The sequence below is a fragment of the Bradyrhizobium tropiciagri genome (assembly GCF_018130505.1).
GTDB classification, from domain to species: domain Bacteria; phylum Pseudomonadota; class Alphaproteobacteria; order Rhizobiales; family Xanthobacteraceae; genus Bradyrhizobium; species Bradyrhizobium tropiciagri_B.
This window is the reverse complement of record NZ_JAFCKH010000005.1, coordinates 362,531-380,542: the sequence shown is the minus strand read 5'-3', so window position 1 is coordinate 380,542 and position 18,012 is coordinate 362,531. Positions and strand designations below refer to the sequence as shown.

At 67.7% G+C, this 18,012-nt stretch carries 15 protein-coding genes; 8 read left to right on the top strand and 7 right to left on the bottom strand.

All coding sequences use genetic code 11. From position 1 onward, the window contains the following. Positions 1–27: 27 nt before the first annotated feature. From JQ633_RS15430 to JQ633_RS15420, 3 genes are all read right to left on the bottom strand, one after another. On the bottom strand, positions 28–1,776 hold the full coding sequence (locus tag JQ633_RS15430) for a heme biosynthesis protein HemY (protein ID WP_211985886.1): 1,749 nt from the start codon (positions 1,774–1,776) through the stop codon (positions 28–30). Positions 1,777–1,810: 34 nt separating this feature from the next. Further along, positions 1,811–3,040, bottom strand: coding sequence for a COG4223 family protein (locus tag JQ633_RS15425; protein WP_211985885.1), 1,230 nt, complete (start codon positions 3,038–3,040; stop codon positions 1,811–1,813). A 113-nt stretch (positions 3,041–3,153) separates the two neighbouring features. Beyond that, positions 3,154–3,894, bottom strand: coding sequence for a uroporphyrinogen-III synthase (locus JQ633_RS15420; RefSeq protein ID WP_211985884.1), 741 nt, complete (start codon positions 3,892–3,894; stop codon positions 3,154–3,156). A gap of 180 nt (positions 3,895–4,074) precedes the next feature. On the opposite strand from JQ633_RS15420, the gene tsaD reads away from it, so the two are divergent. The 3 genes from tsaD to JQ633_RS15405 are packed head-to-tail and all read left to right on the top strand — an operon-like array spanning position 4,075 to position 6,558. Beyond that, positions 4,075–5,148 carry a tRNA (adenosine(37)-N6)-threonylcarbamoyltransferase complex transferase subunit TsaD gene (gene tsaD / locus JQ633_RS15415; protein WP_211985883.1) on the top strand — a complete coding sequence of 358 codons (1,074 nt, stop codon included), beginning with the start codon at positions 4,075–4,077 and terminating at the stop codon, positions 5,146–5,148. A gap of 13 nt (positions 5,149–5,161) precedes the next feature. Continuing rightward, on the top strand, positions 5,162–6,142 hold the full coding sequence (locus JQ633_RS15410) for an NAD(P)H-dependent glycerol-3-phosphate dehydrogenase (RefSeq protein WP_211985882.1): 981 nt from the start codon (positions 5,162–5,164) through the stop codon (positions 6,140–6,142). Positions 6,143–6,144: 2 nt separating this feature from the next. Next, complete coding sequence (locus tag JQ633_RS15405) at positions 6,145–6,558, top strand: EVE domain-containing protein (RefSeq protein WP_211985881.1); 414 nt, start codon at positions 6,145–6,147, stop codon at positions 6,556–6,558. Positions 6,559–6,701: 143 nt separating this feature from the next. On the opposite strand, the gene JQ633_RS15400 is transcribed toward JQ633_RS15405, so the two are convergent. Together JQ633_RS15400 and JQ633_RS15395 are read right to left on the bottom strand one after the other, a co-directional pair. After that, positions 6,702–7,880 carry a DNA topoisomerase IB gene (locus JQ633_RS15400; RefSeq protein WP_211985880.1) on the bottom strand — a complete coding sequence of 393 codons (1,179 nt, stop codon included), beginning with the start codon at positions 7,878–7,880 and terminating at the stop codon, positions 6,702–6,704. A 296-nt stretch (positions 7,881–8,176) separates the two neighbouring features. Then, positions 8,177–8,689 (bottom strand): DUF2059 domain-containing protein, encoded by a 513-nt coding sequence (locus JQ633_RS15395; RefSeq protein ID WP_211985879.1) that lies wholly within the window; start codon positions 8,687–8,689, stop codon positions 8,177–8,179. 197 nt (positions 8,690–8,886) lie between these two features. Between JQ633_RS15395 and acs the strand changes: the two genes are divergently transcribed. Together acs and JQ633_RS15385 are read left to right on the top strand one after the other, a co-directional pair. Then, entirely contained in the window at positions 8,887–10,839 is a 1,953-nt protein-coding gene (gene acs / locus JQ633_RS15390) for an acetate--CoA ligase (RefSeq protein WP_211986071.1), read from the top strand. A gap of 319 nt (positions 10,840–11,158) precedes the next feature. Next, positions 11,159–11,674 (top strand): L,D-transpeptidase, encoded by a 516-nt coding sequence (locus JQ633_RS15385; RefSeq protein ID WP_211985878.1) that lies wholly within the window; start codon positions 11,159–11,161, stop codon positions 11,672–11,674. Positions 11,675–11,739: 65 nt separating this feature from the next. Here JQ633_RS15385 and JQ633_RS15380 read toward each other — a convergent pair whose 3' ends face one another. After that, positions 11,740–12,348, bottom strand: a complete 609-nt coding sequence (locus JQ633_RS15380) for a thermonuclease family protein (protein ID WP_211985877.1) — start codon at positions 12,346–12,348, stop codon at positions 11,740–11,742. A 70-nt stretch (positions 12,349–12,418) separates the two neighbouring features. Then, complete coding sequence (locus JQ633_RS15375; protein ID WP_211985876.1) at positions 12,419–12,640, bottom strand: DUF1674 domain-containing protein; 222 nt, start codon at positions 12,638–12,640, stop codon at positions 12,419–12,421. Between the two features lie 178 nt (positions 12,641–12,818). Between JQ633_RS15375 and JQ633_RS15370 the strand changes: the two genes are divergently transcribed. From JQ633_RS15370 to purH, 3 genes are all read left to right on the top strand, one after another. Then, entirely contained in the window at positions 12,819–14,165 is a 1,347-nt protein-coding gene (locus tag JQ633_RS15370; protein ID WP_211985875.1) for an RsmB/NOP family class I SAM-dependent RNA methyltransferase, read from the top strand. Positions 14,166–14,362: 197 nt separating this feature from the next. Further along, on the top strand, positions 14,363–16,054 hold the full coding sequence (locus tag JQ633_RS15365) for a heparinase II/III family protein (protein ID WP_211986070.1): 1,692 nt from the start codon (positions 14,363–14,365) through the stop codon (positions 16,052–16,054). Positions 16,055–16,374: 320 nt separating this feature from the next. Further along, positions 16,375–17,967 carry a bifunctional phosphoribosylaminoimidazolecarboxamide formyltransferase/IMP cyclohydrolase gene (purH, locus tag JQ633_RS15360; RefSeq protein ID WP_211985874.1) on the top strand — a complete coding sequence of 531 codons (1,593 nt, stop codon included), beginning with the start codon at positions 16,375–16,377 and terminating at the stop codon, positions 17,965–17,967. Positions 17,968–18,012 lie beyond the last annotated feature (45 nt).

Below are 18,012 nucleotides of genomic sequence, written 5' to 3'. Positions count from 1 at the left end.
GCAAGATCGCGGTTATTTAACCGCAGATTAGCTGCTCAAACGTGACAGAAATCCGCGCCAACCGCCCGCCTGGGCCTTCGGCGGGCCGATTTGTTCCGCGAATTCGTCCGGCGGGCCGTCCTCGTCGACTCCGGGGTCGTCGGGGGCGCGGACGATCGGGATCACGGGTGGGATCGGCGCCGGGGCGGCCTTGGGCAGGTCGGTGCGGGATCGGAACAAGGGGGCCGGTGCCGGGGGTGCCGATTCGGGCTTTGGGGCAGGCTCGGGTGGGGCTGCCGGTTCGGCCGGGATCGGTTCGGCGTCGAAGGCGGCGGGCACCGGGGCGTTGTCCTGGACGGTCGCCGCGGCAGGCTCGGCCGGCTTCGCCTCGATCGGCTCAATCGGCTTTGGCTCGGATGCCGGCGGCTCGCTGGCGGCTTCCTTGGGCGGCTCGACTGCGCGCGGGGCCAGCATCGCCTCCTCGAAGGGGGACGGCTCGATCGCGCTGCCCTTGTCGGACGGCAAGGCTGCGACCGGGGTCTGCCACTGGAAGGCGTCGAGCCGGCCGGAGACCGGCGAGACCGGACGCCAGCGGTCCGAGACGTAGCCGTCGGCGGTCCAGGCCGGATCGTGCAGCGCGCGCACCGCGCGCTGGGTCCAGGCCCGGGCGCGGCCGCTGTCGCCATGTTCGGTGCGCTCGATCTCGGCCATCAAGAGCGCGACGCGCTGGGTCGGCGCGGCGATGAACGGCTCCAGCGCGGCGCGCGCCTTGGCGAATTCCGATGCGTCGATCGCGGCACGCGCGATCGCCAGCGCGCCCTCGATATGACCGGGCGTCTTGGCCGCCAGCGTCTCGACCCGCACCAGGCGCTGGCGCGCGGCATCACCCAGCCGCACATGGGCGTAGGCATCGGCGAGATCGGGATGCGGCTGCGCCAGCCATGCGGTCTCGACGATGCGCATCGCGCGGCGCACCTGATGCGCCTCGCTCTCGAACTTCGCCGCGAGCACCGCGGCCGGAATCAGCGTCGGCGCCAGCTTGACCGCCTCCATCGCGCTCTCGCGCGACAGGTCGCGGTCGACGGTCTCGAGCTCCAGCGCGCGCGCCGCCAGCAGCACGCCGCGCTGCCGCCGGTAGGCCGCCTTGTCGATCAGTCCCGACGAATGGTTGTTGTCGATGATCGACAGCGCGCCGGCCCAGTCGCCCTTGGCGCAGCAGAAGCCGAGCACGGCATGCGAGGCCCAGGTCGAGGACGGCGACAGTCGCAGCGCCTCCTCGGCGACCATCACGGCGGTGACCGGATCGTCGGCGCGCTGCGCCTCGATGAACAGGCCGCGCAGGCCGAGCAGCCGCGTGTCCTCGCGCTCGGCCATGGCGCGGAAGGCGCGCTGCGCCGCCTCGCGGTCACCGTCGAGCTGGGCGGACTGCGCGTGCAGCAGCAGCGTCAGCGGATCGTTGCCGGCGTGGCGCCGCGCCGTTTCGGCATGCGCGCGGGCAGAGGTGGAATCACCATGGCCGATCGCGAGCAGGCCTTGCGTGATGGCGCGGCGGCCGCGGGCGTGCAGCCGTTCGCGCCTGTTACGGCGGACATAGCCCGGCACCTTCCACAGCGCGTGCAGGATCGCCCCGGCGAGGATCGCCGCCAGCAGGACGAGGGCGAGCAGGAACAGCGGCTGCTTGGAGGTCAGGCGCAGGCCGCCCCATGCCAGCACGAGATCGCCGGGTTGATCGGCCAGCCAGGCCGCACCTCCGCCAACGAGCGCGATCAACAGCAGAAACAGAACGATCCGGATCATCGACGACCTTACTGCGAGAACCTACTGCGAGACACTACTGGTTGACCGCGGCGAGCGCCGCCATCGCGTTGTCGGCGAATGTCCTGGAGGCGCCGAGCGCGGCGCGGCGTGCATCCACCTTGTCGATCCAGGCTTGCGCCGCCGCGCGATCGGCCGGCGGCAGCGACTTCAATTCGCGCTCGGTCAACGCCAGATCATTATGCACGGCCGCCGATGTCACGCGCGCGACGACACTGCTGCGATCGGTGCCGGCGGCGTCGGTGCGCTCGATCCGGATCAGCTTTGACGCGCCGGCCTGCAACCGATCGACCAGTCCCGTGCCTGATGTCACCGCATCCTGCGCCGGCGGCATCAGTTTCGGGACGATCTCGAGCAGCTCGCGGCACAGCACGTTCGCGCTCGGCACGCCTGAGGCGGCGAAGGCATCGAGCGGCTTCAGCGCGTCGGGATTGTCGGCAACCGCCTTCGCGGCCGCAAGCGTGGAAACGAAGGGATCGCCGTGGCGGACCGCGACGTCGAGCAGCGATGCCGCGACCACGCGGCGCAGCGGCGCATCATCGGCCGCCTTCGCCTCGGCTTTGGCGTCGGCGATCGTGCCGTTCTGCTTGGCGATCTCCGCGCCTTGCGCCTTCACCGCGGCTTCGATCCTGTCGATGCGCGCGGTGATGCCGGAGAGATCGGGCGCCGGCGCGCCGGCGCGCGGCGCATTGGCCGCGGCCGCGAGCTTGTCGGATTGCGCGCGCGTCGATGCAAGTTCGCTGCGCAGCGCGGCGATCGACTTGTCCAGCGCCTCCAGCCGCGCGGCAGCCGCGGGATCGCTCGCCGGCTTGTTGAGCCTGGTTTCGAGACCGGCGATGCGGCCGGTGAGTTCGTCGATTGCCGCGGCATTGCTCTGCGGCGCGGTGACGGGCTGCACCGCCGGCCAGCCGAGCAGCCAGCCGACCCCGATCACCAGCGCCGCCGCCACCGCACCGGATACCGGCGCGATCACCCAGGGCGACACCGGTCGCGACGGCTCGGGTTCCGGCGCGGCGGAAACGGTCTCGGGCTGCGGCTCCGGTTGGGGCTCGCTCTCGGGCGGGGGAGCACCTTCAGGCGCGTCTGCTGCCGCCGTCTCGGCAGACGGCTCCGCCCCTTCCAGGGGCTCCTCGGCCTTCGCCGGCCCGGTGGAGACGTCGGTCGCCTCGAGATCGATGGTCGGCGGCGCGCGCTTGGGCCGGGAATCCGGCGACAATCCTTTGTCCTCGGGCCTCTCTTCAGCCATCGCGGGAAGTCCTCAAAACCATTGGCACGCCCATTCTAGCAGAATCGTCCCGGCTTCTTAGAGCACGTTCCGAAAAACTGGGCATTGGCTAACATCATGTTCAGACGAAAGAATCATGCCGACGGCGGGCGCAGGGCGCGGTCCAGCGCATCCAATAGGGCGGTTTCGTCCGGCTGCGCCGCCACCACCACCTTCCTGGCGCCGGCGTCGTGCAGCACTTCCGCAACGGAGGCCGAGATGCAGCATTGCGGCAGCGCCAGCGCCGAAATCTCCAGCCCGCCGGTCCGCACCGCGTCCAGGAACGCCCGCGCGCTGCGGCGGGAATAATGCAGCACCGCCGTGATCCGGTTCGCCATGAAGGCGTCGCTGATCTCGCTTGGCAGGCCGCCGATGGGGGCCATCCGGTAGGTTGTGTGGGTGACCACGGTCAATCCCTTGGCGCCGAGCTCGCCGGCGAGATCGCGCGAGAGATCGGCGCCGGCGAGGTAAAGCAGCGTGGCGTCCTTGTTCAATTTCCCGGCCTTGACGCGGGCAAGCACGAGGTTGCGCAGCGCGACGGCATCGCCCTTGCCCACGATCACCTCGCCGAACCCGGCGGCGCGCGCAGCATCGGCGGTGTGGCTTCCCACCGCGAACAGCGGCAGCTTCAGCAGGCGGCTGCCGGCGAGATCGCCCGCGCGCAGCGCATTGGCGCTGGTCAGGATGACGGCGTCATAATCGGTGTCGGCATCGTCGTGGAACGGCAGCGGCTCGAACCGCAGCACCGGCGCCGACAGCGCCTCGATGCCCCGCGCGCGCAGGGCTTTGAGCGTCGCTTCATTGTCGGGATGCGGGCGCGTGACGAGGACGGGCAACGGTCAGGGCTCCAGCCGCGAGAAAGGAAGATTCGCTACCGATTGCACTTTGAGACCTCGCAATGCTACCCCGGAAGGGACACTATCTCTGTCATTGAGCATGATCATGTCGGAAATCGGTTCTCACCGTCCGGGGTCATGCTGGTAGCACAAGGGCCGACATTGGGTAACGAACCATCGATGCTGGTATTGGGGATCGAGACCACCTGCGATGAAACCGCAGCCGCGGTGGTCGAGCGCCAGAGCGATGGCTCGGGCAAGATCCTCTCCAACGTCGTCCGCTCGCAGATCGCCGAGCACGCCCGCTTCGGCGGCGTGGTGCCGGAGATCGCGGCGCGCGCCCATGTCGACCTGCTCGACGGCATCGTCGACAGCGCGATGAAGGAGGCTGGCGTCGGCTACGCGCAGCTCTCGGCGGTCGCCGCCGCGGCCGGGCCCGGGCTGATCGGCGGCGTCATCGTCGGCCTCACCACCGCGAAGGCGATCGCGATGGTGCACGACACGCCGCTGATCGCGGTGAACCATCTCGAGGCGCATGCGCTGACGCCACGCCTCACCTGCGCGCTGGCGTTTCCCTATTGCCTGTTCCTGGCCTCGGGCGGCCACACCCAGATCGTCGCCGTGGTCGGCGTCGGACAATATGTGCGGCTCGGCACCACCGTCGACGATGCGATGGGCGAGGCGTTCGACAAGGTGGCGAAGATGCTGTCGCTGCCCTATCCCGGCGGCCCGCAGGTCGAGCGCGCGGCGGAAGGCGGCGACGCCAAGCGCTTTACCTTCCCGCGCCCGATGCTCGGCCGCCCGGACGCGAACTTCTCACTGTCGGGATTGAAGACGGCGGTGCGCAACGAGGCCAGCCGGCTGACGCCGCTGGAGCCGCAGGACATCAGCGATCTCTGCGCCAGCTTCCAGGCTGCGGTGCTGGACTCGACCGCCGATCGGCTGAGCGTCGGGCTCAAACTGTTCCAGGAACAATTCGGCACGCCGCGCGCGCTGGTCGCGGCCGGCGGCGTCGCCGCCAATCACGCCATCCGCAGCGCGCTGCAGGATGTCGCGGCGAAGGCGCAGACCACGCTGATCATCCCGCCGCCGGCGCTCTGCACCGACAATGGCGCGATGATCGCCTGGGCCGGCGCCGAACGGATGGCGCTCGGCCTCACCGACACGATGGAAGCCCCGCCGCGCGCGCGCTGGCTGCTCGACGCCAACGCGAAGGCGCCTGCCGGCCACGCCAACAGCCGCGCGGGACATTGAACTGAGGCGTGCAATGCCGGCGTACACATCAGTCAGCGTGATCGGCGCCGGGGCCTGGGGAACGGCGCTGGCCGATGTCGCCGCGCGCGCCGGGCGCAAGGTGACGCTGTACGCACGCAATGCCGAGCACGCGGCGCAGGTCCAGGCGACGCGGATCAATCCGAAGCTCGCCGGCGTCCGGCTCGATGCAGCGATCACGGTGACAGCGGATATCGCAGCCGCCGCGCATGCGGACATCGTTCTCGCCGTCACTCCCGCGCAGCATCTGCGCGCCGCGGTCGGTCACCTTGCGCCGCATCTCAAGCCGGAAACGCCTGTGATCGCCTGCGCCAAGGGCATCGAACACGGCACGCATAAATTCATGACCGAGGTGATCGCGGAAGCGGCGCCGCGCGCCATGCCCGCGATCCTGTCGGGGCCGAGCTTTGCCGATGACGTCGCGCGCGGCCTGCCGACCGCTGTGACCCTGGCCACGAGAGACGAGGCGCTGGCCAGCAGCCTCGTGCAGGCGCTGGGCTCGGCGACCTTCCGCCCCTATCACTCGACCGACGTGCGCGGCGTCGAGATCGGCGGCGCCGCGAAGAACGTGCTGGCGATCGCCGCCGGCATCGTGGTCGGTCGCGAGCTCGGCGCCTCCGCGCTGGCCGCGCTGACCACACGCGGCTTCAGCGAGCTCGCCCGGCTCGGCCGCGCCTGCGGCGCCCGCGCCGAGACGCTCGCCGGCCTGTCCGGCCTCGGCGATCTCCTCTTGAGCTGCTCGACCGCGCAGTCGCGCAATTTCGCGCTCGGCCTCGCACTCGGCCGCGGCGAGCCGGCGCCGGTCGGCAAGCTCGCCGAGGGTGCCTTTACCGCGCCGGTACTGTGCGAGCTCGCCGCTTCGCAGAATGTCGATATGCCGGTATCAAACGCCGTCGCGGCGATTCTGGCGGGCAGGCTGACGATCGATGCCGCGATCGAGGGCCTGCTGACGCGGCCGTTCAAGGCGGAGGAATGACGATGGCGTACTGGCTGGTGAAATCCGAACCTTCGGTCTGGTCGTGGGACCAGCAGGTCGCCAAGGGCGCGAAGGGCGAAGCCTGGACCGGCGTGCGCAACTTCACCGCGCGGCAGAACCTCGTCAACATGAAGAAGGGCGACAAGGCGTTCTTCTATCATTCCAACGAGGGCAAGGAGATCGTCGGCATCGCCGAGATCATCAAGGAAGCCTATCCAGACCCGACCGACAAGACCGGCAAGTTCGTCTGCGTCGACATCAAGGCCGACAAGCCGCTGAAGACCCCGGTGACGATGGCGGCGATCAAGGCCGACAAGAAGCTCGCCGAGATGGCGCTGGTGAAATATTCGCGGCTGTCGGTGCAGCCGGTCACGGCCGATGAGTGGAAGATGGTCTGCAAGATGGGCGGATTATGATGTCGTCCCGGCGAAGGCCGGGACCCATTACCACAGGCGCGCATTGTTACGGCAGGCTGTGGCCGCAGCGCGTATCAGCAATCGAGATTTGTGGTTATGGGTCCCGGCCTTCGCCGGGACGACGGTGTGGAGAATGGGGCGGCTTACGCCCCCGCCGCCATCACCACCTGCGCCAGCAGCTGCTCGCGCTTGCTCTGCGTGCGGTAGCCGCCCATCGTCGCGGCGAAGCGTTCGAGGATGCCGTCCTCGAAGGCGGTGACGATGGTGTCGTGGACGTAGCTCTTGCGGCAGATCGCCGGCGTGTTGGAGAGCTGGTCGGCGGCGGCGCGGATCGCGTCCAGCACCTGACGCTTGCGGCCGCGCTGGCTGGTGGCCGGCGTGATCCGCGACAGCGATTCCACCACGACGGCCGAGGCCATCAGGGTACGGAAATCCTTCAGCGAGATCTTGATGCCGGCGATCTCGCGCAGGAACGCGTTCACCGCCGTGGTCGAGGCGGCGCGCACGACGCCGGAGCGGTCGTAATACTGGAACATGCGCTTGCCGGGGACGTCGCGCAGCACGCCGATGGCGCGCACCAGCTTGGCCGCATCGCATTCCTTGCGCACGGCCTTGCCGCCCTTGGCCTTGAAGGTCAGCACCAGACTGTCGTCTTCCAGCGTGACGTTGGATTTGAGCAGCGTGGTGGCGCCGCGGGTGCCGTTGAGGCGGGCATAGGATTCGTTGCCGGGGCGGATCGCGGTGCGCGCGATCAATTCGATCACCGCCGACAGCGCGAATTCGCGGGTCGGCTCGTCGCCCGACAGGAACGCCGAGACCTTGCGCCGGATCTTCGGCAGCGCCGCCACCAGCTTGGCGAGGCGGTGCGCCTTGCGCTGCTCGCGGACCTTCTCCCAATCGGCGTGATAGCGATATTGCAGCCGGCCGGCAGCATCGAGGCCGACCGCCTGCAGATGCGTGTTCGGATCGGTGGAGTAGCGCACCCGGCGATAGGCCGGCGGCATCGCCATCGCATGCAGACGGCGGATGGTGCGCGCGTCGCGGATACGCGAGCCGTTGGCGCGAACGAATGAATACGACTTGCCACGCTTGATGCGGCGGATCGTCAGCTCGTTCTGGTCGCCGAGCCGCAGGCCAAGGTCGCGCGCGAGGTCTTCGACGGAGGTCTTGATCGCGGCGGGAGCGTCGAGCTTGAGCGCTGCCGGGGAACGCAGCTTCGCGGCCGGCCGCTTCGGCGGCCATTGGCCGAGCGCCTTGGCCAAGGCGACAGCAGGATCGGCGGACACGGGCCGCACAGCCGCGATGTTCTGCTGATCCATCATATCCGCAAGACGCCTTGTTCCTGTTTCTCCGGGTAATGCCTCTACGTCGGGCTTCGTTCCGGCCGGGCGATCGCCCTCGGGGAGGCGATTTAGGGGGTCTTGGCCGATATTGCGAGTCGCGAATCAGTCATTAACGGTCCCTAATTACCTATCATGGGTGCCATTCGCCCGCTAACCTTGATGTAGGGCTCCCTCGACACGGGAAATTGACGGCCGGTGCCGTCTCGAATGCCGCTGATAGCGGTTCCCGGGGCGATTTCAGGCCGGGAGCCGGCCGCGGAGGGCCAGGCATGCGGTCAGATATTGTGACCCTTCTTGCGCAGTTCCTCGATGATCCGCTGCCGCAACTCCACCGCCACCGACTGGCCGAATTTCTGGCCGGCCAGCAGCGATTGCTGCGTCACCGCGGGCGTCTTCTCGAGCAGCTTCTGGCCGACCGGGCTCTTGTAGAAGGTGATCAGGCCGCGCAAATCGTCCGGCGAGAAGTTGTTGGCGTAGACGATGGCGATGGCCTCCGACAATTCGCTGAACCGCGCCTGGAAGCTATCGAGCAGCACCGGCGTCAGGGCATCGTAGTCGTGCTCGACATCGTTGCGGCCCTGGACGATCGCCGGCTTGAAGCTCTTCATGATCGCCGGCATCAGCGCCTTGAACTGGTCGACGAGGTGCATGGTGGTGACCAATTCCCGCGCCACCGCCAATGCCTCGGGCGCCGGCGCCGGTGCTGCAGTCTGGGCGCGGGCGAGCGGCGCCGACAGCGACATCAATACGACCAAGAGACCAGTGACCCGGAGCAGGCGATGGCGCATAGATTCCTCTCGTCGATGCGTTGCAGCAAGCCGTCTTATCACATGCAAGACCCGGTGCGGCGATCCGGCCAAGTCTACGTGACCAAAGTGACAATCCTTTTCCCTTGCCGGGCCGGAACGCGGCAACGCATAATTCGCCAATGATCAAGAGAGCTTGCCGCCGCGTCGTTTGCGATCGGCAATGAGTGGAGGAAATGATGTCCGAGAAGATCTATGACGTGCCGGGCGACTGGGCCAAGCGCGCCTATATCGATGACGCCAAATATCGCGAACTGTACGCGCGCTCGGTATCGGACCCCAACGGCTTCTGGGGCGAGCAGGCCAAGCGGATCGACTGGAGCAAGCCCTTCACCAAGGTCGAGAACGTCTCCTACGCACCCGGCAACATCTCGATCAAATGGTTCGAGGACGGCGAGCTGAACGTCGCCTGGAACTGCATCGACCGCCACCTCGACAAGCGCGGCGACCAGACCGCGATCATCTGGGAGGGTGACGATCCCTCCGAGTCCAGGCACATCACCTACCGCCAGCTGCACGACGAAGTCTGCAAGATGGCCAACATCCTGCGCACGCGGAACGTCGGGAAGGGCGACCGCGTCACGATCTATTTGCCGATGATCCCGGAAGCCGCCTACGCGATGCTGGCCTGCGCGCGGATCGGCGCGATCCACTCGGTGGTGTTCGGCGGCTTCTCGCCCGACAGCCTCGCCCAGCGCATCAAGGACTGCGATTCGAAGGTGGTGATCACCGCCGACGAGGGCCTGCGCGGCGGCAAGAAAGTGCCGCTGAAGGCCAATGTCGATGCGGCCATCGCCAAGACCGGCGGCGTCGACTGGGTCGTGGTGGTGAAGCGCACCGGCGGCAAGGTCGAGATGAACCCGACGCGCGACCTCTGGTATCACGACGCCGCCGAGATGGTGACCACGGAATGCCCGTGCGAGCCTGTCAACGCGGAGGATCCGCTGTTCATCCTCTACACCTCGGGCTCGACCGGAACGCCGAAGGGCGTGCTGCACACCTCGGGCGGCTATCTCGTGTTCGCATCGATGACGCATCAATACGTCTTCGACTATCACGACGGCGACATCTACTGGTGCACCGCCGACGTCGGCTGGGTCACCGGCCACAGCTACATCCTCTACGGGCCGCTCGCCAACGGCGCGACCACGCTGATGTTCGAGGGCGTGCCGAACTACCCGGACAACTCCCGGTTCTGGCAGGTCATCGACAAGCACAAGGTCAACATCTTCTACACCGCGCCGACCGCGATCCGCGCGCTGATGCAGTCGGGCGACGAACCGGTGAAGAAGACCTCGCGCGCTTCGCTGCGCCTGCTCGGCTCGGTCGGCGAGCCGATCAATCCGGAAGCCTGGGAGTGGTACCACCGCGTGGTCGGCGACGACCGCTGCCCGATCGTCGACACCTGGTGGCAGACCGAGACCGGCGGCATCCTGATCACGCCGCTGCCCGGCGCGACCAAGCTCAAGCCGGGATCGGCGACGCGGCCGTTCTTCGGCGTGGTGCCGGAGATCGTCGACGCCGACGGAAAGACGCTGGACGGCGAGACATCGGGCAATCTCTGCCTGACGCGCTCATGGCCCGGCCAGATGCGCACGGTCTATGGCGATCACGCCCGCTTCGAGCAGACCTACTTCTCGACCTACAAGAACAAGTACTTCACCGGCGACGGCTGCCGGCGCGACGCCGACGGCTATTACTGGATCACCGGCCGCGTCGACGACGTCATCAACGTCTCCGGCCATCGCATGGGCACCGCCGAGGTCGAGAGCTCGCTGGTGGCGCATGAGGCGGTGTCGGAAGCCGCCGTCGTCGGCTATCCGCACGACATCAAGGGCCAGGGCATCTACGCCTACGTGACGCTGATGAAGGGCACCGAGCCGACCGAGGCGCTGCGCAAGGAACTGGTCGCCTGGGTCCGCAAGGACATCGGCCCGATCGCCTCGCCGGACCTGATCCAGTTCGCGCCCGGCCTGCCCAAGACCCGCTCGGGCAAGATCATGCGCCGCATCCTGCGCAAGATCGCCGAGGACGATCCGTCCAGCCTCGGCGACACCTCGACGCTCGCCGATCCGGCCGTGGTCGACGACCTCGTGCACAACCGGCAGAACAAGAAGGGTGCGCCGGCGTAGGCAAGGCCGGTAGAAGTATCCGTGATGGAGGCAGGGCCGCGACAACCGCCGCGGCCCTGATGCTTTTCACGGGATTGTCAGAGCCACGGCGCGGCTGCGGCGCGTTTGTGGCCCGAGTGTTGTTTTGAAGTCATTTACTTTAATCCGAGCATTTCCTTTCTTCCCGGCATCACAACGTGTCTCGCGGGCCACGTGGCAACCATCCCGTTAAGCCATGCGGTTAATATTGCGTACGCGAGACCGGCGAGCCCGGTTGTTCAGGGCTCTGCAGCTTCGTTTTTGGCTCCCTCGAGGAGTTGTTGGGCAGTGGAGTAGGTTGATGTCGGTGAAGACTGCGGTGGCATTGGCTGCCACCATCGGGGCGGGCATTTTGATGTCGTCGGCGGCTGAAGCACGGCCGGAAATGGTGGGACTGCACGGCGAGGCGTATACGCCCGGCACCATCGTGGTGAGGACCACCGAACGGCGGCTCTATCTCATTCTCGATTCCGGTCATGCGATGCGTTACCCGGTCGGCGTCGGCAAGGCCGGCAAGCAGTGGGCCGGTACCACCAAGATCGACGGCAAGTACGTCAACCCGGCCTGGTCGCCGCCCGCCGAAGTCAAGCGCGACAAGCCGAGCATGCCGGACGTGATCCCCGGCGGTTCACCGCGCAACCCGATGGGCGTCGCCGCGATGACGCTCGCCGGCGGCGAATACGCGATTCACGGCACCAACGTGCCGGGCTCGGTCGGCGGCTTCGTCTCCTACGGCTGCATCCGCATGCTGAACGCCGACATCACCGATCTCTACCAGCGCGTGTCGGTCGGCACGACCGTCGTCGTGACTCGCTGATCGCGCGCCAGCACGTCGCTCGATGAAAAAGCCGCGCCTGTGCGCGGCTTTGTTTTGTCAGCCACCTATCGCGCAGCGTTCCCGCACCAGCCGAAGCGGTGACCGCCGTTGTAGGCGCGCGCGTGACCTGCGGCGAGCATCGCGGCCGATACGCTGTCGGTCCGCTTCGTCGCCACATCGGCGAGGACACGGCCGTATTTGTCGGGACCGATATTGTAGATCGCGACGTTGCCTTGGCTGAGCAGATCGCGCAGCGCCGACGTCGCCGCCTCGGCCATCCGCAATTCGCGCGCGCAGGATGCCTTCAACTCCGGCGCGTCGATGCCACGCAACCGGACGCGTGCCGTCACATCGGGGCCGGACGACAGATGCACGCGCGCCTCGAACGTGTCGCCGTCGATCGTCCTGATCACGTCGATGGACAACCGGGCGTCGGACGTGCCCGCGCGCTGCCAGATCACATCGGTTTCTTGAGACCGGCCAAGGGGCCAATGCGACGGCAAATGTACCCACTGCCGAAAGGGCAGCATGCTGCCGGCCGCGATCCCGAGCACGAACACCCATGGCAGCGCCGAGGTGAACCGCCGCCCCCAGATCGACCTGCGCGGAAACGGCCCACCGAATGGCGGACGTCGCGGTGGCCGATAGGGATTTGTTCTCTCGTATGGGGACATATTCCCCAAATAGGGCCCTGAGTCGCGCCGTCAGGCAACACTCCTGAAATAGGGCTTGGGAAACAAGGCGTCAGAAGTCCGATGCGATCCCCTTGGTCTCCCAATCGCCATAGCGCGTCGGTTCCGGACCCTTCGGCCCCTGGTATTCCTTCGGCCGCGCGGCGGCGTTCTGCGCGGTCGCCTCCGCGGCGGCCTTGCGCCGAGCTTCGGCCTCCGCGAGCGCGCGCTGCGCGGCGGGCGTCAGCGGCTTGCGCGGAGCGGGGTCAGGCGGTGATGAGGGTCTGTCACTCATGGCAAAACTTTCCGGCTGCGCTCTGCGTATCTCGATGTGGGCGCGCAACTGGCGGCATCACAATCACACGATATCACAGAGCGATTCTTACATTTGGCATATTCGCGTGCCAGAGGTGTTTTCCTGTTACGGGCATGAGCCGAATGTAACTCAGCACCTTTCGAGATATCTCCGCTTCATGCCTCCTTCAAGATTTGCAGTTCCCTCAGAAGTGCCCGGGCTCGCGGCACGACGCATTGCGGCTGACATCCTCGACGGCGTGCTGCACAAGCATCGCACGCTCGACGATCAGCTCGACGGCGCCGGTGCGCATCCCGGATTGAAATCGCTCCCCGACCGCGACCGCGCGCTGATGCGTCGACTGGTGTCGACCATCCTGCGCCGGCTCGGCACGCTCGGCCATCTGCTGTCGCGGCTGCTCGATCGCGGCATCCCGACCGATGCGCCGCGCGCGCAAAGTGCGCTGTTGATTGGCGCGGCGCAGATTCTCTGGATGGACGTGCCTGACCATGCCGCGGTCGACCTCTCGGTGCGGCTCGTGCAGTCGGACCGGCGCGCGGCGAAGTATGCCGGGCTGGTCAACGCGGTGCTGCGCCGCTGCGCGCGCGAGGGCCAGGGACTGATCGACGAGATCAGGATGCAGACGCTCGACCTGCCGCAATGGATGCTGGCGCGCTGGAGCGCGCATTACGGCGAGACGACCGCGCGCGACATGGCGCTCGCGCTCGGCCACGAGCCTTCGCTCGATCTCACGGTGAAGACCGATGCGCCGCAATGGGCGAGCCGCCTGCACGGCGAGACGCTGCCGACCGGAACCGTGCGCACGCTGCTGCAGGGTTCCGTGACCATGCTGCCCGGCTTCGCCGAAGGACAATGGTGGGTGCAGGACGCCGCCGCGGCGCTGCCGGCGCGGCTGCTCGGCGACATCAAGGACAAGGCGGTCGCCGACCTCTGCGCCGCGCCCGGCGGCAAGACCGCGCAGCTTGCGCTCGCCGGCGCCCGCGTCACCGCCATCGATCGCTCGCCGGCGCGGATGGCGCGGCTGCGCGACAATCTTACCCGGCTGTCGCTGCAGGCCGAAACCGTGGTGGCCGACGCAGCCGAATGGCCCGCGCCGTCCGATGGCTTCGACGGTATCCTGGTCGACGCGCCCTGCACCTCGACCGGCACCATCCGCCGCCACCCCGATGTCGCCTGGCTGCGCCAGGAGGCCGACATCGCGGCGCTGTCGGCGCTGCAGAAGCGGCTCCTGCAAAAGGCTACCGAACTGCTGAAGCCCGGCGGCACGCTGGTCTACTGCACCTGCTCGCTGGAGCCGGAGGAAGGCGAGCAGGCGATCGCGGCCTTGCTGGCCACCGAATCGGGCCTGCGCCGTGCGCCGGTCGAGAAAGGCGAAGTCGCCGGTCTCGAGGAGATCATCACCGCCGACGGTGATCTGCGCACCCTGCCGAGCCATTTGCCCAACGCCGACCCGCGACTGGGCGGGCTGGATGGATTTTACGCCGCGAGACTGGTTAAATCCTGATTTTAAACTTGCGTCTTGTACGCTCACAGTGATTCGCGCCGTTTCAAGAGGCCTGTCTTGCTTTCAAGAGGGTGTCTTGGACGCGTTTCCGGATTAAATAAGGATTCGTTGCAAATCTTCTCCCCGCAAGGTTAGGCGTGTCGGTCGCTCAGAGCAGACGCATCTCGACGCTGATTGCTGGCCGCTTCGCGCGCAGCATGATCGCGCGCGCCAGCGGCAGCACGATGGCGCTGTCGCGGCTGTGGCCGGGCCGCACCGACCGCCTGATCATCGCCCCGCATGACCTTAGGACCGCCGACGCCACCCGCGCCGCCGAGATCTATGCCGGGCGATTCGTCTTCGCCGGCAAGATCGTCACCTGCCACGGCCGCTCGATCTTCGACCTCGAGCCGCCGTCGGAGGATTGGGAAGCCGCCCTGCTCGGCTTCGGCTGGCTGCGCCATCTGCGCGCCGCCGACACCGCGCTGACCCGCGCCAACGCCCGCTCGCTGGTCGACGACTGGATCTCGAACCAAGCCCGCCGCCGGCCGCTGGAGCGCCGCGCCGACGTCCGCGCGCGCCGCGTGATCTCGCTGCTGTCGCAGGCGCCCTTGGTGCTCGGCGACACCGACGGAAAGTTCTACCGCAAATACCTGCGCGGGCTGGCGCGCGAGATCAAATATCTGCGCTACTCGACGCTCGACAATGACGGCGTGCCGCGCCTGCAGGTCTTGATCGCGCTGTGCTACGCCTCGCTCTGCCTCGCCAATCAGGCGCGCAACATCAAGACCACCACGCGCCGCCTGTCCGACGAGTTGCAGCGCCAGATCCTGCCCGATGGCGGCCATATCTCGCGCAATCCCGGCGCGCTGGTCGAGCTGCTCAGCGACCTCCTGCCGCTGCGGCAGACCTTCGCCGCGCGCAACATCGCGCCGCCGCCGGCGCTGCTCAATGCGATCGACCGCATGATGCCGATGCTGCGCTTCTTCCGGCACGGCGACGGCAGCTTCGCGCTGTTCAACGGCATGAGCACGGCGCCGTCCGACCTCGTCGCGACGCTGCTCGCCTATGACGACACCCGCGGCGTGCCGATGGCGGGGATGCCACATACCGGCTTCCAGCGGCTCGACGCCGGCGTGAGCGCATTGATCGTCGACACCGGTCCGCCGCCGCCGCCGAGCGTCAGCCAGGACGCGCATGCCGGCTGCCTGTCGTTCGAGTTCTCCTCGGGCACCAGCCGCATCGTCGTCAATTGCGGCATGCCGTCGACGGGCCGCGACAATTGGCGGCCGTTCGCGCGCTCGACCGCGGCACATTCGACGCTGACCTATCACGACGCCTCGTCGTGCCAGTTCGTCGAGCTGTCGGCGATGAAGCGTCTGCTGCGCGGCGCGCCGATCACCAGCGGGCCAAGCAAGGTCGAGAACTATCGCGAGGCGGTCAGCGACGGCGACATGCTGACGGCCTCGCATGACGGCTATCTCTCCCGCTTCGGCGTGATCCATCGGCGCGCGCTGGTGCTGTCGCGCGACGGCATGCATCTCGAGGGCGAGGACACGCTGACGCCGGGGGCGAACGGCCGGATCAAGGGCGGCGACGCCGATTTCGCCTTGCGCTTCCATCTGCATCCATCGGTGAAAGCGAGCCGGCTGTCGGACGCGCGCGGCGTGATGCTGGTGCTGCCGAACCGCGACGTCTGGACCTTCGAGGCGATGGACGACAAGGTCGAGCTCGAGGACAGCGTGTTCCTCGCCGGCAATGACGGCCCGCGCCGCACCTCCCAGATCGTGATCCGGCAGGACGCCCGGCAGGCCTCCACCGTACGCTGGAGCTTCGTCCGCTCCTCGACCTCCGCCGCCGCCACCAACGCCAGGCGCAACGCCCGCCGCGAGCCGGAACTGCCGCTGTAGGTGCGCGCCTGCCGTAATGGCGAAAACAACCCCATGCAAAGTAGCCGGCGGGCGGCCGGCTTGAGAGAATGCCCGATCGGCCGACGTTGGCCGGTGCACCCATCTCAGTCCCGTCACCCTGAGGAGCGCGCAGCGCGTCTCGAAGGGTCGACGGCCACCAGCCGGGCCGATTCATCCTTCGAGACGCCGCTACGCGGCTCCTCAGGATGACGGAGATGGGTGAATCACCGGCAATTTCCGGGGAATCGCCGGCACGGACCGGTTTCGGTCCCCGCCAAACCGTGCTACCCGGCTGCCTTAACAGCCAGGGATTTCCTCAGATGACTGAACAGCTTCGCCGCGTCACCCGCGCTCTGTTGTCCGTTTCCGACAAGACCGGACTGATCGATTTCGCCAAGGCACTGTCCGACCACGGCGTCGAGCTGGTCTCGACCGGCGGCACCGCCAAGGCGATTGCGGCGGCGGGGCTGAAGGTGAAGGACGTTTCCGAGCTCACCGGTTTCCCCGAGATGATGGACGGCCGGGTCAAGACGCTGCATCCCAAAGTGCACGGCGGCCTGCTGGCGATCCGCGACAACAAGGAGCACGCGTCGGCGATGGCCGCGCACGGCATCGCGCCGATCGATCTGCTCGTCGTCAATCTCTATCCGTTCGAGGCCACCGTCGACAAAGGCGCCGGCTACGAGGACTGCATCGAGAACATCGACATCGGCGGCCCCGCGATGATCCGCGCCGCGGCCAAGAACCATGACGACGTCGCCGTCGTGGTCGAGGCGAACGACTATTCTGCCGTGCTGGAGGAGCTCGCCGCGCACAAGGGCGCGACCTCGCTCGGGCTGCGCCGGCGGCTTGCCGCCAAAGCCTATGCGCGAACCGCGGCCTATGACGCCGCGATCTCGAACTGGTTTGCCGTGCAGCTCGACACCAAGGCGCCGGACTTCCGCGCCTTCGGCGGCAGGCTGATCCAGTCGCTGCGCTATGGCGAGAACCCGCACCAGACCGCGGCGTTCTACGCCACGCCGGAGAAGCGCCCGGGTGTCGCGACCGCGCGCCAGCTGCAGGGCAAGGAGCTGTCCTACAACAACATCAACGACACCGACGCGGCCTATGAATGCGTCGGCGAGTTCGATCCGCGGCGCACCGCGGCCTGCGTCATCGTCAAGCACGCCAATCCCTGCGGCGTCGCCGAAGGCCCGGATCTCGCCACCGCCTATCGCAGCGCGCTCGCCTGCGATTCCACCTCGGCCTATGGCGGCATCATCGCCGTCAACCGCACGCTCGATGCGGACGCCGCGCGCGCGATCATCGGCATCTTCACCGAGGTGATCATCGCGCCCGACGCCACCGAGGAAGCGATCGCGATCATCGCCGGCCGACGCAACCTGCGCCTGCTGCTCGCCGGCGGCCTGCCGAACCCGCGCGCGGTCGGCCTCACCGCCAAGACCGTCGCCGGCGGCCTCTTGGTGCAGAGCCGCGACAATGCCGTCGTCGAGGACATGGATATCAAGGTTGCGACCAAGCGCGCGCCGACCGATGCCGAGCTGCGCGATCTGAAATTCGCCTTCCGCGTCGCCAAGCACGTCAAGTCCAACACCATCATCTATGCCAAGGATCTCGCCACCGTCGGCATCGGCGCCGGCCAGATGAGCCGGGTCGATTCCGCGCGCATCGCCGCGCGCAAGGCGCTGGATGCGGCGGCCGAGCTGAAGCTCGCCGAGCCGCTGACCAAGGGTTCGGTGGTCGCCTCCGACGCGTTCTTCCCGTTCGCCGACGGCATGCTGGCCTGCATCGAGGCCGGCGCCACCGCGGTGATCCAGCCCGGCGGCTCGATGCGCGACGACGAGGTGATCAAGGCCGCCGACGAGCACGGCATCGCGATGGTGTTCACGGGCACACGGCATTTCCGGCATTGATCGCAACCCGTAGCCCGGATGGAGCGCAGCGAAATCCGGGACGGT